The 13,412-nt window shown below is 69.3% G+C and carries 15 protein-coding genes; 4 read left to right on the forward strand and 11 right to left on the reverse strand.

Annotated elements, in window-relative coordinates; genetic code table 11:
- On the forward strand, positions 1-588 hold a 588-nt coding region (locus AB0G13_RS30550; RefSeq protein WP_357881802.1), incomplete at its 5' end, for a transposase.
- Between the two features lie 128 nt (positions 589-716).
- Here the strand turns inward: AB0G13_RS30550 and AB0G13_RS30555 are convergent.
- The gene (locus tag AB0G13_RS30555; protein WP_357881805.1) at positions 717-1,985 is read right to left on the reverse strand and encodes an MFS transporter; all 1,269 of its coding nucleotides are present in this window, start codon (positions 1,983-1,985) and stop codon (positions 717-719) included.
- 73 nt (positions 1,986-2,058) lie between these two features.
- Between AB0G13_RS30555 and AB0G13_RS30560 the strand changes: the two genes are divergently transcribed.
- Positions 2,059-2,946, forward strand: coding sequence for a LysR family transcriptional regulator (locus tag AB0G13_RS30560; RefSeq protein ID WP_357881808.1), 888 nt, complete (start codon positions 2,059-2,061; stop codon positions 2,944-2,946).
- Between the two features lie 299 nt (positions 2,947-3,245).
- Here AB0G13_RS30560 and AB0G13_RS30565 read toward each other — a convergent pair whose 3' ends face one another.
- From AB0G13_RS30565 to AB0G13_RS30575, 3 genes are all read right to left on the reverse strand, one after another.
- A complete protein-coding gene (locus AB0G13_RS30565; protein WP_357881811.1) occupies positions 3,246-3,497 on the reverse strand; it encodes a hypothetical protein in 252 nt (83 codons plus the stop codon).
- Between the two features lie 577 nt (positions 3,498-4,074).
- A complete protein-coding gene (locus tag AB0G13_RS30570; protein WP_255421091.1) occupies positions 4,075-4,209 on the reverse strand; it encodes a hypothetical protein in 135 nt (44 codons plus the stop codon).
- Between the two features lie 103 nt (positions 4,210-4,312).
- Positions 4,313-5,101: a metal-dependent hydrolase gene (locus AB0G13_RS30575; RefSeq protein ID WP_357881814.1), complete on the reverse strand. Its 789-nt coding sequence runs from the start codon at positions 5,099-5,101 to the stop codon at positions 4,313-4,315.
- Positions 5,102-5,149: 48 nt separating this feature from the next.
- Between AB0G13_RS30575 and AB0G13_RS30580 the strand changes: the two genes are divergently transcribed.
- Positions 5,150-5,353: a hypothetical protein gene (locus tag AB0G13_RS30580; RefSeq protein ID WP_357881817.1), complete on the forward strand. Its 204-nt coding sequence runs from the start codon at positions 5,150-5,152 to the stop codon at positions 5,351-5,353.
- A gap of 207 nt (positions 5,354-5,560) precedes the next feature.
- A complete protein-coding gene (locus AB0G13_RS30585) occupies positions 5,561-6,025 on the forward strand; it encodes an NUDIX domain-containing protein (protein ID WP_357881819.1) in 465 nt (154 codons plus the stop codon).
- Between the two features lie 154 nt (positions 6,026-6,179).
- On the opposite strand, the gene AB0G13_RS30590 is transcribed toward AB0G13_RS30585, so the two are convergent.
- From AB0G13_RS30590 to AB0G13_RS30620, 7 genes are all read right to left on the reverse strand, one after another.
- The gene (locus tag AB0G13_RS30590) at positions 6,180-6,560 is read right to left on the reverse strand and encodes a hypothetical protein (protein WP_357881822.1); all 381 of its coding nucleotides are present in this window, start codon (positions 6,558-6,560) and stop codon (positions 6,180-6,182) included.
- A 172-nt stretch (positions 6,561-6,732) separates the two neighbouring features.
- Positions 6,733-7,767 carry an IS110 family transposase gene (locus AB0G13_RS30595; protein ID WP_357881825.1) on the reverse strand — a complete coding sequence of 345 codons (1,035 nt, stop codon included), beginning with the start codon at positions 7,765-7,767 and terminating at the stop codon, positions 6,733-6,735.
- Positions 7,768-8,064: 297 nt separating this feature from the next.
- Positions 8,065-8,688: a hypothetical protein gene (locus tag AB0G13_RS30600; RefSeq protein WP_357881829.1), complete on the reverse strand. Its 624-nt coding sequence runs from the start codon at positions 8,686-8,688 to the stop codon at positions 8,065-8,067.
- Positions 8,689-8,830: 142 nt separating this feature from the next.
- Positions 8,831-9,625, reverse strand: coding sequence for a dienelactone hydrolase family protein (locus AB0G13_RS30605; protein WP_357881832.1), 795 nt, complete (start codon positions 9,623-9,625; stop codon positions 8,831-8,833).
- Positions 9,622-10,568 (reverse strand): IS5 family transposase gene (locus tag AB0G13_RS30610; RefSeq protein ID WP_357881835.1). Its coding sequence is split into 2 segments (ribosomal slippage): positions 9,622-10,131 and positions 10,134-10,568, totalling 945 coding nucleotides; the frame shifts between segments, so codons are not numbered across the junction. The genes AB0G13_RS30605 and AB0G13_RS30610 overlap by 4 nt, the downstream gene beginning before the upstream one ends.
- A 236-nt stretch (positions 10,569-10,804) precedes the next feature.
- A complete protein-coding gene (locus AB0G13_RS30615; RefSeq protein WP_357881838.1) occupies positions 10,805-11,539 on the reverse strand; it encodes a DUF1963 domain-containing protein in 735 nt (244 codons plus the stop codon).
- A gap of 304 nt (positions 11,540-11,843) precedes the next feature.
- Complete coding sequence (locus AB0G13_RS30620) at positions 11,844-13,082, reverse strand: hypothetical protein (protein ID WP_357881841.1); 1,239 nt, start codon at positions 13,080-13,082, stop codon at positions 11,844-11,846.
- Positions 13,083-13,412 lie beyond the last annotated feature (330 nt).

Raw genomic sequence — 13,412 nt, forward strand, 5'->3', positions numbered from 1 at the left:
ACCACGTCGTCCACCACCGCTCAACCCGGCGACGCCCAACCCGTCGAGGTCCCCTACGCCGGCGTCGGTAAGTACCCCACACCGAAATACCCCCACCCGGCCCGCAGCCTGAAGGACCTCGCCCTCGCCCACGGCGCCGACGCGACAAGTCCGGTGCGCTGGCGGGCCCGGCTACCCGCACCCGACCGCAGCCCTGACCAGCCCGCCGGTGAACTGTCCGGGCACTTCTTCGCCCTGCGGGTGCGTCCCGCCGGCCGGGTGATCCGCCGCGGACCACAGTGCGGCGACGACGGTGTCCTGCCCGAATGCTGGCTGCTCGTGCAATGGCCTCCCGGCCAGGACGAACCCAGCGACTACTGGCTGTCCGACCTGCCCGCCGACACACCCCTGACCGAGCTGGTCCGCCTGGCCAAGAGCCGCTGGCGCGTCGAGCACGACTACCGCGAACTCAAAACCGCCCTCGGGCTTGACCACTTCGAAGGACGATCCTGGATCGGCTGGCACCGCCACGTCACCCTCGCCGCAGCCGCCCAACTGTTCCTCACCCAACTACGGACAGCATCCCCAAAAGCAACGGGGCAGACCTGAGCCTCTACGCCGTCCTGCGGCAACTGCAGTACCTACTCGCGACCTGGCTCGGGTTCTGCCCCCTCTGCCACCAACTCGTCCCAACCTAACAAAGCACTATTAGAGCGTGTCCTGCGAATCAACGTGCCTCAGGAACTGGTGCGTGCGCGTTTTGCCACGGTCCCGCGCTGTACCCGCCAACGCTCCTGCCCCGCGATGGCCTTGTCGCGGGCCTTCCAGGCCCACAGTGCCCCGCCTGCTGCGGCCAGCACCTGGGCGAGGCCGGTAGCGACCAGGACAGGGCCGGTCCCGGCCCACCCGATGAGCGCGCCGCCGACGAGCAGGCCCAGGGAGGACCCGCCCGAGTGCAGGACGGTCTGCACGGTGAACGCCGCCCTGCGTTCGGCCCCGGTGGTCTGTTCGCTGATCAGAGCGTTCAGGGCCGCGATCCCCCACGGCATGGCCGCCCCACCCACCGCTGCCAGCGCGGCGATGACGGCCAGGCTCGGCGCCGCCGTGGGGAGTAGGACGAACGTGGCCCCGAGCGCGGACCAGGAGACCACCATCAGCGGCACCCGCGGCAAGCGGTCGATGACCAGCGGGACCAGGAGCGAGGTGATCACGGAGGCGGTCCCGTACCCGCTCATCCCGGCAGCGATCAACGCGCCGGGTTGGCCGTGCTCGACGCCGAGAACGGCCAGGCCCAGGCTGAACCCGAACCAGCAGACCCCGCCGACCCCGGCCATGAGGACCCCCGCGGCGACCTGAGGGTGAGACCGCACCACGTCCAACGCAGAAACACCCTCGGGCGTCTCGCCCTCCGGGGTCGGCTCGTGCCGGTGGGCTGCGGGTACCGCGAGCATCACCACGGCCGCCAGAGCGACGACGAGGGCCTCGCACCACAGCAGAGGCTGCGCGTCCCACGCGACGACGAGCCAGGCCCCGGCGGGCGGGGCGAGGATCATTGAGACCCGGTGGGCCAGGTCCTGCCAGGCCAACCAACGAGCCGAACCTGCCTGGCCGCCCTGGGCCACGTGCACGTCGGCAAGGTCGGCAACCAAGGCCCGTTGTGCCGGCCCCAGCAGCGCGCCCGCCGCTCCGGTCACCAACCCGGAGGCGCACAACGCGAACACGCCGACCTGCCCAGCCAGTGCCGCCACCGGCACGACGGCCAGACCGGCAGCGCTCACGGCCATCACCGCTGCCAGGGCCCGTCCAGAGATCAGCCGGTCACGCAGTCCCCGGCCCCACCACCCCACCGTCAGCAGGGGCAGGCCGGCCATCCCACCGACCAGCCCGGTGGCCCAGAACTCGCCAGTCTCGGCCAGTGCGACCAGGGGCAGGGCAACCGCGGTCATGCGGGTCCCGATCCAGGTCACGAACGTGATCACGGTCAGCAGCAGCAGAGATCCTCTCACGTCCTCGATCCTGCGCGGGCAACGTCACCGCAGGTAGAGAACACCCGGCGAGTCCTGCTCATACACTGGGGGCATGACCTCCCGCCTGAGCATCGAGGACCTGACGCTGGCTGAGGCCGTCGCCCGCCATGGCTCGGTCGGTGCGGCCGCGAAGGAGTTGCTGACCACGCAGCCGTCGGCGTCCCGTCGGTTGGCGGCCCTGGAACGTCGGCTCGGGACCCGGTTGTTCGAGCGTGACACGACAGGGGCTCGGCCTACCCCGGTCGGGAGGGAACTGGCCCGTCAGGCTGCCCGCCTGCTGGCCGAGATCGATGCGCTGCCCGACCAGGTCCTGGCGGCCACCACCGACGCGCCTTCTCTGGCCGTCGGCACGATCCAGGCCCTTGCTCCGATCGTGTTCACCGCCCTGGACGTCGAGCTGCCCGGCGTGACGGTCCATCCCGAGGTCGACCACGGGCCGGTGCTGGTTCAGCAGATCCATGACGGCCTGCTGGACGCCGCGATCATCTCGATCGCCGAGCAGACCAGCCTGCCCCGCGGGCTGCAGCGCACGCTCCTTGGGGTCTCGCCCCTGGTCCTGGTCCTGCCCGAAGGAGCAGCACCCCCGCGGAAAGGAAAGCGGCCGCTGGCAGGTCAGACGGTGCTCTATTCCACGATCGACCTGGCCGGTGAGACTGTCCGAGCCAAGCTCTCCGCCCTCGGAGCCGCACCACAGCTCGGCCCCACCATCGAGGCCACCCTCCGTATCGCCTGCCACCGCCAGACTCCGGCTCTCGTGCCGCTCCTGGCAGCCCGCTGGTGGGCCAATCCCGGCGACCAGCTCTTGCCCTCCCCGGTACCGGGCCAGGTCACGATCTCTCTGATCACCCGGCCACCCCAGCCCGCTGTCCTCAACCAAGCTCTGCCGGGCATCACCGAGGGGATTCTCGGAGCCAGCCCTGATTCACAGGACACGCCCTAGTCGGACATCTTGGGATATACGGACGCGCCTTGGTCCGCGCCGGCTCCGGCTGGGTCGACCCGTCGACCGGCACTGCTGCGCTCCGGGCTCGTGGCGTGCAGGCGGGACCGGCGGGTGGTGCTAATGCCCCACTGGACGTGGTCAAGAGGAACATTGAGAACCAGAAGCGCCCAGGTCCGTGGCGGCGTTCCGACCGTGAACGGCCGGGGATCCCGCCTCATTTACCGCTGAAGGCGAAAGGTCGTCGGGGCGCGGCGCGGACGCCGGGAGCCATGCGTGCGGACGCCGGACGTCCGCGGTCAGGCCGACGGCCCGACCAGCTGGTACGCCGCTCGGACGGCGGCCACGGCCCAGCGCATGCGACCGACCGCCTCGAACGGATGGTCGCCGTACTCCCTCGCGACGAGTGCTGCGCAACCGGCCGCCCGGTGCCGGCTGAGGCTGTCCAGCACCGCCTGCCGGATCTGTTCGGGCGTCGGATCCTCCGACGGTTGGAGCGCGGAGATGAGAAGCGCCTCCGCCCTGGCACTGAGCAGTTCCAACGGCCTCATCACCGGCTCCTTCCCGGTAAGTGGCGGCCACGCCCGCGAGGCAGATCCGGCACAAGGCGCACTACCGCCGAAGCCGCACGCACGAGATGCGGGCTGGCCGATCGCCTCGGGTGACCGGCGCACCTCGGGCAGCCGACGGATTCGCCGAACGGCGGGCGCCCGGGGTGGGGTCGACGGGGCGGACCCCACCCCGGTCCCGGTTCCCGGCCTCGGGTTCCGGGCGCTGGGACGCGCCCCTTCGTCGTGCTCGGCGCGCATCCCATGATCCGCCTCCCGCTACTTGACTGACCCGGCGAGGACGCCCTGCACGAAGTAGCGCTGGAAGGCGAAGAAGACCACGAGCGGCACAGAAGCATGGGCAGGAACGCGCCGCAGAATGAAAATCGCAAGGGTGCTCTGACCTGCCCGATCATGAGGATCCGGGTGCGGTGCGCACGTGCGAACCACAGAACGCGCGCGAAACAGCCATGCTCGGCGGGGCGTTGGTCCTCACACTCGCCCACGGAACCCTTACACCCCTACGAGCGGCGACGGCTGGGTGCGCCCGTCGCAGGGGTCCCGGTCGCCCTGGCGAGTGCTACTGGTGCTTGCTGACGTAGGCGAAGAAGAACAACATCAGGATCAGTCCGAACCAGAAGTTCCAGACCGAGTTCACGCGGTAGTAGCCGCGTACCGGCTTCCCGCCGCGCTTGTGCGGACTGACGAACGGCATGACGCCTCCGTGATCGACTCGCTACCTAACGGTATGCATGGATATCACGGGGCGGTGACAACATCGGCGAACCCGAAGAGTCACCGGTCGAATTGATGGCCCGCTACGAGGTGACCAGGGTCCACGCGCTGACCGCGCCCAGCAGGATCAGGGCCGGCACGACCAGCAGCAGCTCGGCGGCAGAGCCGGTGCGGAAGCGCAGCGGGGCCCACATGCCCAGCGGCGCCCATCGGCAGCCCCGGATCCGGATCGGCCACAGTAGCGGCACCCGGGTGAAGGTCAGCGCGTCGCCGAGGGAGTGGACCAGGCAGCCCAGTCCCAGTGGCAGGCCCACCCACCACCACCCCGCGACCGGCCCAGGCAGCGCCGCGGCCATCAACCCGACGAACAGCCCGGCCGCCGCCGCTCCGTACGCCCCACGGGTGCGCTTGCGCAGCGCCCCGCGCGTGGCCAGCGCCGTGGCCAGCCCGGCGACGACCGCCGCGGCGATGTCCCCACCGAGCCAGCACAGCAGCGACACCAGCAGGCCGGCGGCCACCGCGAACAGCAGGGTGTGCGTGACTGCCCGGTGCCCGCCCCGGCCCGTACAGCAGCGGCAGGACGCCGTCCGCAGCGCCGCCGCTCCCGCCGCCGTTCCCCGGGCGATTAGCCGGGTCACCGGACCCAACGACCGGGCAATAACCGACCCGGGATGATCGACGTCCGGCAGCAACGCCCCGCCCGCGGTGACAGCCGCGCCGACCACCACCGTTCCCACCGCCGGCCGCGCCTCCAGGCCCGCCGCCAAGGCGCAGCCGCCCAACCAAACCACCGCCCCGGACAACGCGTGAGACCGACCCATCACCGCCGCGCCACCACCCTTCACCCTCAACACCAAACGTGAAGAAAGCATCGCAGAGAGCACCGACACGCGAGGGTCTGCACGGGGAGAGGCGGCCCGATGGCGAAGGTGACCGGCGGGCCCGGGGAGCTGAACCGGCCCGCCGATCAGCGCCCGCCACCGGTGGTCGACGTCAACGTGGCCAGGCTGACCTTCCTCGGCTCCACGATCCTGAGCGTTCTCGTCGCCGCCCATCGGAACGCCGTCAACGCCGGCGGCACCCTCACCTGCTCAACCCCACCGGCCACATCCGCCGCGTCCTGACGATCACCGGCATCCTGCCGCTGCTGGAAGCCGATACCCAGTAGGCGGCGGTGATGCGCTGCCGTCACGGATGACGCCGTGGATGCCAGGCCCTGGGCTTCATCTCTCGCAGCTCGGCGGCGGCCTCGGGTCGCGGACAGCTCGCCGGAGGAGACCACCGCCGACCGCTGACCGCCTCCGGGTCGCTGCGCCGAGCACAATGCACGGATGCATCCCACCCCACGCGTCCGTGTCGCGGCCTACGTCATCCGGCACAGCGGCAGCGGACCGCAACTGCTCGTCTTCGACCACATGGGCACCCCCGATGCCGGCACCCAGATTCCCGCAGGCGGTGTCAAGCCCGGCGAGACATTGCATGACGCCGTGCTGCGGGAAGTCGCCGAGGAAACCGGCCTGACCGACATCTCCGTCGTCAGCGAGCTCGCCATCGAGCACAAGCCCCATCCCGAGACGGGCCGACCTCGGCGGACCACCTACTTCCACGTCCAAGCCCCCGCCGACACCTCCGACAGCTGGCAACACACCGTCACCGGAACCGGGCAAGACAGCGAGCTGCAGTTCGTCTGCCGGTTCGTTTCCCTGCCCCTACAGACACACCTCGCCGACCACCAGGACGCCCAACTTCACCGCATCGACCCCGACTGGACCACAGGAACCGATCACAAGTCGTGACGACGAACGCGCCCGGCACCCGATTACACGACAGTTGCATTAGCAGACCCTGCCAGTCACACCCACATGCTTCGCGAGGCCGTCGGCGTGTGTCCGCCCGCCGGGTGGCGGCCCCCCGCATCGTGAAGGCAGCCGCCGGATCTGGTGGGGTGGCTCAAGGACTGGTGCGATTGGTGCTGCGGGCATCGATGACGCGGCGTACGGCATAGATGTCGCCGTCGCGTGCGGTAGTTCGCCATGGCCGGGCCTTGTGCAGCGCGAGGTCGAGAGCCGGGTCGGCGTGGTTCAAATCGACGCAGATCACCTCGGGTCCATCGGCGCGGGCGTGCCGCAACGGGTAGCCGTGCGGGCCGATCACCGCCGACGGGGTGGCCGGCGCGCATTGGGCGGGCAGGGCGATGCTGACCCAGTATCCGTGCATCGCGGCATGGGCGCGGGCGATGGTGTCGAAGATCGGATCGTCGGAGAAGGTGGAGAAGAGCACGCAGTCCACATCGAGGTCTCGCTGCTGCATCCACAGTTCGGGGAAGTTCACCTCGATGCTACCTATTGACTGGTGGTACGACCGCAGCCCGGCCAGGCTTGGTCGAGGTGACCGGTGGGGTCGCTCTCATCGCGGCTGCCCACCGCAGGTTGGTGTGGCTCTCATCTGGCGTGCGCCCCGCCGGTCACCGCGGCGGAGAGAGGCTCAAGAGCGCCTCTGGGTGTCAACCCGTGCCGGTGGCGAGTTTGAGTTGATCTTTGGTGAGGTGCCGGTAAAGGACGTTGGTGAGGCGTCGTTTGAGCGCGCGTCGGGCTTCGGCGGGCGTTTTTCCTTCGCTGAGTTTGCGTTGGTAGTAGACGCGGCCAGGGCCTTCGTCGCGGGCTTGGACGAGCGCGATGGTGTGCAGGGCGGTGTTGAGTTGCCGGTTGCCGGTGGGGTTGAGCCGGTGGCGGCGGCGTTCGCCGCTGGAGGCCTCGAGTGGCGAGGTGCCGGCGTAGCTGGCGAAGTGATCGGCCGTCGGGAAGCGGGTGACGTCACCGACGTGGCCGAGGATCTTCCCGGCGATAATGTGCCCGACGCCGCGGATTTCGGTGATGGTGGAGTGCGTCTCGCTCAGTACCTGCCGGATCTGGGCCTGGTTGGTGTGCAGGCGCCGGTCCAGGTGGCGTAGGTCCGCGATCAGGTCACGAGCCAGGTCGCGGCGGCAGCTGTCGGTGGCGGTGAGCGGCCGGGTGTTGCGCAGCAGCGCGGCGGCCTTGTCCGCGGTGAGGTCCAGCGCCGCGCCACCGGGGATCAGATCACGCAGCAGCACGTGAAGCCGGTTGAGTAGCCGGACGCGTTCGCGAGCCAGGTCGTCACGGCGTTCGGAGAGCAACCGCAGCCGGGTGTGATGGTCCTCGGCGACGACGTGGCGCAACCGCTGGTGCCGCATGGCGGCGTGGGCGACGCTGGCGGCGTCCGCCGCGTCGGTCTTGCGGGTGCCGCCGGTGTCCAGTAGTCGCGCTCGAGCGGCCAGGGTGGCGGGGACGTCGACGACGTGTTCGCTGGCGGCGGCCAGTAGTTGCGCGATGCCCCGCCCCAGCCCAGCGGCGCCTTCGACAGCGAAGCGGCGTTGCGGCCAGCGGGCGGCCCAGTCGGTCAGCGTCTTGTATGCGGCGGCGTTGACGGTGATCCGCCTTGTCGCCAGCAGGTGACCGGCCTCGTCGAGGGCGACAGCGGTCAAGGAGGACTTGTGCGGGTCGATGCCGATCGTGATCACGGAGAGCCGGGTTCCGGTCGTCGGCGTACGCGTCGAGCAGCCCGTCAACGTCGGCCGGGAGGCTGCAACCCGGCACCGGCGAGCCGGCCTGGTCGTCCATCACGGCGCACCCACCAAAGGTGAGCGCTAGGAGTACGACGAGGGAGTCAGTGGAGCGTCGTCTCATGGCCGCACGAAAGTGGTCCCGGTTGCGTCCGGCTGCCCCGTCGTCGCCACGATTTCGGCTGTACGTCCGGCCCTCAAGTGCTCTCAACCCCACCCGTGGCGAGCGCTTCGCGGCAAATCCGGATGCCCAAGTCAGGCACACCGGTATTCGCTCGGGCGGCTCCGCTCCCTGCGGTCTCGGATGACGACCTTGCCGGGCCCGGTGGTGTTGGCGCAGTCCGGGCAGTGCACGTCGAGGCTGGCGATGTCGGTTGTGATCGCGGCCGAGCCGAAGTAGGCGGGATCGAGAATGAAGGCCACACGGGTGCCGGCTCCGGCTGGAGCGGAGAACTCCGCAGGTGGCTCGACCGGCCGTAAGCCGACGAGGCTCTGCCGAAAGCCGTGGCCGTCTCGCCAGACTTCGACGGTGGTCTGCGAACTCACGGCCGCCGCCGCAGCGCTCAACCAGCGATCGCTGGTAAGCAGCGAGTCGTTGTAGCCGAGATTCGGCATGCCCCGGCCGGTCAGGATGTCCGCCTGGTCGTCGGTCACCGAGAAGATGAGATCAGCGGTGATCTCCGCTACGACGTCGGGCGTGTGGCTCGCGGCGACCCTGGTTGCCGGATGAAACGCGTGCCCCACAACCGCGCAAATCACCCGAGTCGCCAGACGAGGATCCTCCCTGCCTACCCCGAAATACATACCGGGTCGCTTGCGTACGGAGTCGTCGAACTCCAGGACCGTGATCTTCGCGGGGCTATAGTCAGGCTCCGTCACGCCACCAACGCTATCCCGACAAGGCACGCGCGGTCATCGGCAGTTCCGGACACCGACCGACAGCCTCCGACGTCACCTTGCGTAGCGCGCGGATCGCGGCAGATCCGGATAGCCGATCTTGCTCTGGGGTCGGCTCGACGGCTCAACTGGCGATGGCCAGATGGCGGCAGATAAAGTCACGCCAGAGAGCGGTGGCCGTGGGGTCGGTCTCCGCATGCGTGCCGACGTAGCCAGCAAGTTGCTTGTCCTTTGATCCCAGCACGTCGAACAGCGCCAGCTGACCATCCCTGGGAAAAATCTCATCGTGCCACTGGACGTGGAAGAGGACCGGGGCGGTGATGCGCCGGGCATCGCTCGCGACGCGTTCCGGCGCGGCCATACCTTGATGCATGGTGGCCCCCTGCTGAAGGCCGAACTTGCCGAAGACCAAACACCGAATTCGGTCGCCCATTGCGACCGCTACGGGCAGACCGAACCGTGTCCCCATGGACATGCCGAGATATGCGAGCCGGTCGACGGCAGCGAGTCCCGAAGCCGCGATGGCGTCCACGGTCGCCTGCCAGTCTTCTGCCATCCGGTCGAGGACAACCTCGATCCCCGCTTCGGCGATGCGAGCTTGGTACTTTGCAGCCGACAGCGGAGTAGACACGCGATCGCCGTGGCAGGGGCCGTCGATCGCGACCGCCGCGAGGCCGGAATGTGTCGCGAACCAGCGGGCGAGTTCGACGACCCGGCTGCTTCGCTTGTGCCCGCTACCTCCGTGGCCCAGCAGAATCAGTGGACGCGGGGTGGACCAAGAAGACGGCAGCCAGAGTACACCCGGAACGGTGCCGGTCGTGCGGGTGACGTGGAACGACCGCTCCACGACGCCGTCGATCAGCCGGTATTCGAGCCATTCGATAGCCGCCTGCATGAGGTCATCCAACCAGCCGATCATCTGCGCAGCCGTCTCCCGGTCGTACCCCTAGGCCGTGTTCGTAGGGCTCGGAGCCATTGGTTGATGGCTGCGATGGTGAGGGTGGCTTCGTAGCGGACGGCGAGTTTGTCGTACCTGGTGGCCATGGCGCGATGCTGTTTGAGCTGGTTGATGCCGCACTCGACGGCGTGCCGCAGGCGGCAGGTGGCGGGGTCGAACGTGGGCGGGCGCCCGCCTTTGGAGCCTTTGGCTTTGCGGTGGGCGTCCTGATCAGTCTTGCTCGGGATACACGCCCGGATACCTCGCTGGCGCAGGTGGGCCCGGTTGGCCTTGGAGGTGTACGCCTTGTCGGCCAGCACGATGTTCGGGCGGGTGCGCGGCCGACCGCCACCGGTCCGGGTGACATGCACCTTGGCCAGTACGGGAATGAACTGCGGGCTGTCGCCGCGCTGGCCTGCGGTCACCACCACGGCCATCAGCTTGCGGCCCTGCTCACAGGCCAGATGGGTCTTGGTGGTCCACCCGCCCCCCGGGATCGGCCGAGCCCGTGATCGGCCGGCTCCTGCTGGACACCGCCGGGCGGCTGCTTCTGTGTGTCGCCGTCACGGCGGGCCCCGGCGGCGTGCTGGTGGGCCCGGGCGACGGTCGAGTCCACGCTCACCGTCCAGCCGATCAATCCGGCCGTGTCCGCGCGGGCCTGCAACAAGGCCAGGATCTGTGCCCAGACACCGTCGCGCTGCCACCGGCGAAACCACCGGTACAAGGTCTGCCACGGCGGATATACCGTGGGCACGTCGCGCCACGGTGAGCCGGTCCGGACCCGCCACCGGATCCCGTCGATGATCACTCGCATGGTCCATCTGCGTGGCCGATCACGACCCGTTCCCGCGGGCAGCAACGCCTCCAGCGCCGCCCACTGCAAGTCGGTCAGGTCGTGTCGCCTCGCTGCCGCTACGCTCGGCACGAGGTCTCCGGTGTGAAGTTCTGGCTTGGTCGCTGAACCACATACCGGAGACCTCTTCAGTTATCGAACCGCCACGCCGCAACATCGACGGCGCTACGAGACACGGCCTAGCCTAGTACCGACGCAGTTGTCTGCTGGTCGACCCAGTACCACAGGCTGGGCGTCGCCGCTCTGCGCCGAACCGCCCGCGACGCGGTGGACGCCGAGCCGGGGACCACGCCGGAGTCCTGACCGCGTCAGCCGTTGAAGTCAGTCATCAGCCAGATCCGGTCGAAGGCGCGCTCGGCCAGATCCGCATGCTTGATCATGAAGTTGACTACAATCAGCGTCTCGCCGAACGCGTCACCCACCTGCCCCTCGTCCAGCCAGACGGTGGCTAGCACGGTGTGCTCGTTTGCGTTGAGGATGGGGTTGTCCGCGCCGCCGGTGCTGGCGCCGCCGTAACCGCCGAGAGAAAACTCGTAATTGTTGTCCTCGAGGTCCCACATCACCTCTCCGATCACTTCCTCGACCTCGTCACCCAAGCGAAGGTCGAACGGCACCTCGTGCTCGTTCTCCGGAAGGCTCCAGCCGGCACGAGCGTGCAGCAGAATCGGACCGAAGACTGGCACCCCGGGGTTCGGGTGCTCGGTTACCGGAGTGCCGGCCGGCACATGAACGATCCGGCAGTCATTGGGCGTGAAGTCCGGCTCGACGAAGAACAGCAGCGACCCGTCGGCCGGCAGGTCAAGGTCGTGCCCGTGCGAGGGGATGGCGGCAAGGTCGAGCGTCAATACGAGACACTGCCCGGGAGGCCACTCCTCGCCCTCCGGCAACGTCGCGAGACCGCCGAACCGACCGGCCACAGGCAGGCCGTCGCCCTCCGGAACCAGCTCCGTCTGTGGTCGGGCTAGCCGCACCCAGCGCTCGATCTCGTCCACCGGCACGCCCTTTTCCCGGGCTGCGCCCCGAAACTCCTGTCGTACATCCATGGCCGGGCATGGTGCCTGAAGGGTCCGACAAACATCAGAAGGCCGGTTCGCGGCAGGCGCCGAGGCGCAGGCCACCAGGCGGAACGGTGGAGATGAGACCGGTCAAGCTGCCGTCGGGGACGTTGCAGCTGGTCGACAAGCTGGAACCGCGCGACAAGTCGACGTACTACGAAACACGGCCTAGCACCCGCTTGCCGCGGTTGCGAAGCGTGCCCCGATGCCGGCACCAACCGTAGGTGCCGGGCACGCACAGCCCGCGGCAGATTCGCGGACTGTGCTGGCCGAGGCACGGTACCTGACGGGGTCAGTTCGGGCCTTGCTGGTTGACGACCGGAAAGGCCCGCCGCACTTCCGCCAGGAACTCGGCCCGCCGAGCGGCGTAGGTGGTGACCGCCGCCCACAGCGCCTCCAACGCAGCCTGCAGCGGATCCGACTCGCCAGCGGCCATCAGGGCCGGCAGCGCCATCGCGACCGGATCCACCGGAGCGTCGAGAACTGTGTGGAGCGGATCGGCCGGGCCCCGACCCGTCGGTCGCAGCGAGACCAAGGAGAACGTGACGGCCGGCTCGCCCAGGATCCGCGTCAGCAGCGCTGTCGTGTCAGCGAACTCGGCGGGTAGCGGCACGCCCCGATCCAGCGCCGCCCACGCCGGCGCCATCCAGTCGAGGTGCGCAATGCCGGCGACGGAGAACGCTTGCCGCGCCGCCCAGATCGCGATCCGCCGCTGGATGACTGCGTCGACCCCGGCCACCCCGTCGACCAGGTCTCGGTCCAGCAAGGCGATGCCATAAATGTTGCCGCGGACCCGCCGGAGTCGCTCACTCGGCGGGCGCCCGCCCCAGCGCCGCAGCTCATCCCGCCTTCGGTACTCCTGGTCGCGACGTTCCCGCTCCAACCGCTTGAGCATCTCAGCCTCGACCTGCTCCCACAGGGTCGGCGGGGGCGGCAACGCGCAGGCCCAGGCGTGCCAGTAGGCGGCGGCGCCGCTGGTCTGGCGCAGGATCGCGTCGGTGCGCGTCACGCCGTCACCCGGGCCGCCGCCCGTTATGCCCTCCGGCCACAAGCACAGCAGGTAGCGGTCCGGCCGTCGGTCCATGTAGGTGTAGTCGCCCTCGTCAAGCTCGTCAGGGTCGAGCCCGCCGAACGGGTCGCGCCCCTCGTCCATGCCGACGGCGCAGTACCGCACGCGGTAGACCGGCAGCCGGCTGAGGTCCTGCCCTACGGGGGTCAGCGGCAGCCGGGCGAGTGACCCGTCGCCCCACGGAACCAGGTCGACCACCGCGGCCCTCGGCAAAAAAGACACCTCCACCACCTCCTCCCAATCCTCCGCTGCGGCCGACGGCTCAACGTCGTGCAACTCGATCGTGAACCGGACCCGCCCAGAGTGCGTGCCGGTCATCAGGAACAGCGCCCCCGGCTGACCTCCCCCGCAAAGGCCGTTCGCTTGCCCAGCGAACGCCCCGCCCATGTCTGGCAGCTCACGACTCGTCACGTAGATCTGCCCGTAGGCGACCGGAGCCTCGCCGTCGAAGAGAACCCGCATTGGCCGATCCTGTCATCGACCGGCGGGCGCCCGCTGTCCCCACGATGCGGCGACCACGTCGGCGGCTATTCGAATCGACCGCCGCCGGGCGCCCAGTCCACCGCAGATTCACGGCATCCGCTCAGCGGCAGAAGAGTGCGTTGATGGCGAGCCGAGTTCGGGCGTGGGCGGCCGGAGTCCGCCGGTCACGAAGCGCAACGGGTGGCTCTGCAGGTGGTGCGTTCGCTCAGCTCAACCGAGCAGCGGCGGTGTCCCGTACCTCGGGAGTCTCCATCGGGTCGTCGCGGAGATAGCTCAGCTGTTTGCGGGTCATGTCGTCGAGTGGGGCGT

The sequence above is a fragment of the Micromonospora sp. NPDC023633 genome, from assembly GCF_040640035.1.
GTDB lineage: Bacteria > Actinomycetota > Actinomycetes > Mycobacteriales > Micromonosporaceae > Micromonospora.

Bases quoted from the DNA above. Each gene is read 5' to 3' on its own strand.
- AB0G13_RS30560 (WP_357881808.1), top strand. From the start codon at position 2,059: ATGACCTCCCGCCTGAGCATCGAGGACCTGACGCTGGCTGAGGCCGTC.
- AB0G13_RS30565 (WP_357881811.1), bottom strand. From the start codon at position 3,497: ATGAGGCCGTTGGAACTGCTCAGTGCCAGGGCGGAGGCGCTTCTCATC.
- AB0G13_RS30570 (WP_255421091.1), bottom strand. From the start codon at position 4,209: ATGCCGTTCGTCAGTCCGCACAAGCGCGGCGGGAAGCCGGTACGCGGC.
- AB0G13_RS30575 (WP_357881814.1), bottom strand. From the start codon at position 5,101: ATGCTTTCTTCACGTTTGGTGTTGAGGGTGAAGGGTGGTGGCGCGGCG.
- AB0G13_RS30580 (WP_357881817.1), top strand. From the start codon at position 5,150: ATGGCGAAGGTGACCGGCGGGCCCGGGGAGCTGAACCGGCCCGCCGAT.
- AB0G13_RS30585 (WP_357881819.1), top strand. From the start codon at position 5,561: ATGCATCCCACCCCACGCGTCCGTGTCGCGGCCTACGTCATCCGGCAC.
- AB0G13_RS30605 (WP_357881832.1), bottom strand. From the start codon at position 9,625: ATGATCGGCTGGTTGGATGACCTCATGCAGGCGGCTATCGAATGGCTC.
- AB0G13_RS30615 (WP_357881838.1), bottom strand. From the start codon at position 11,539: ATGGATGTACGACAGGAGTTTCGGGGCGCAGCCCGGGAAAAGGGCGTG.
- AB0G13_RS30620 (WP_357881841.1), bottom strand. From the start codon at position 13,082: ATGCGGGTTCTCTTCGACGGCGAGGCTCCGGTCGCCTACGGGCAGATC.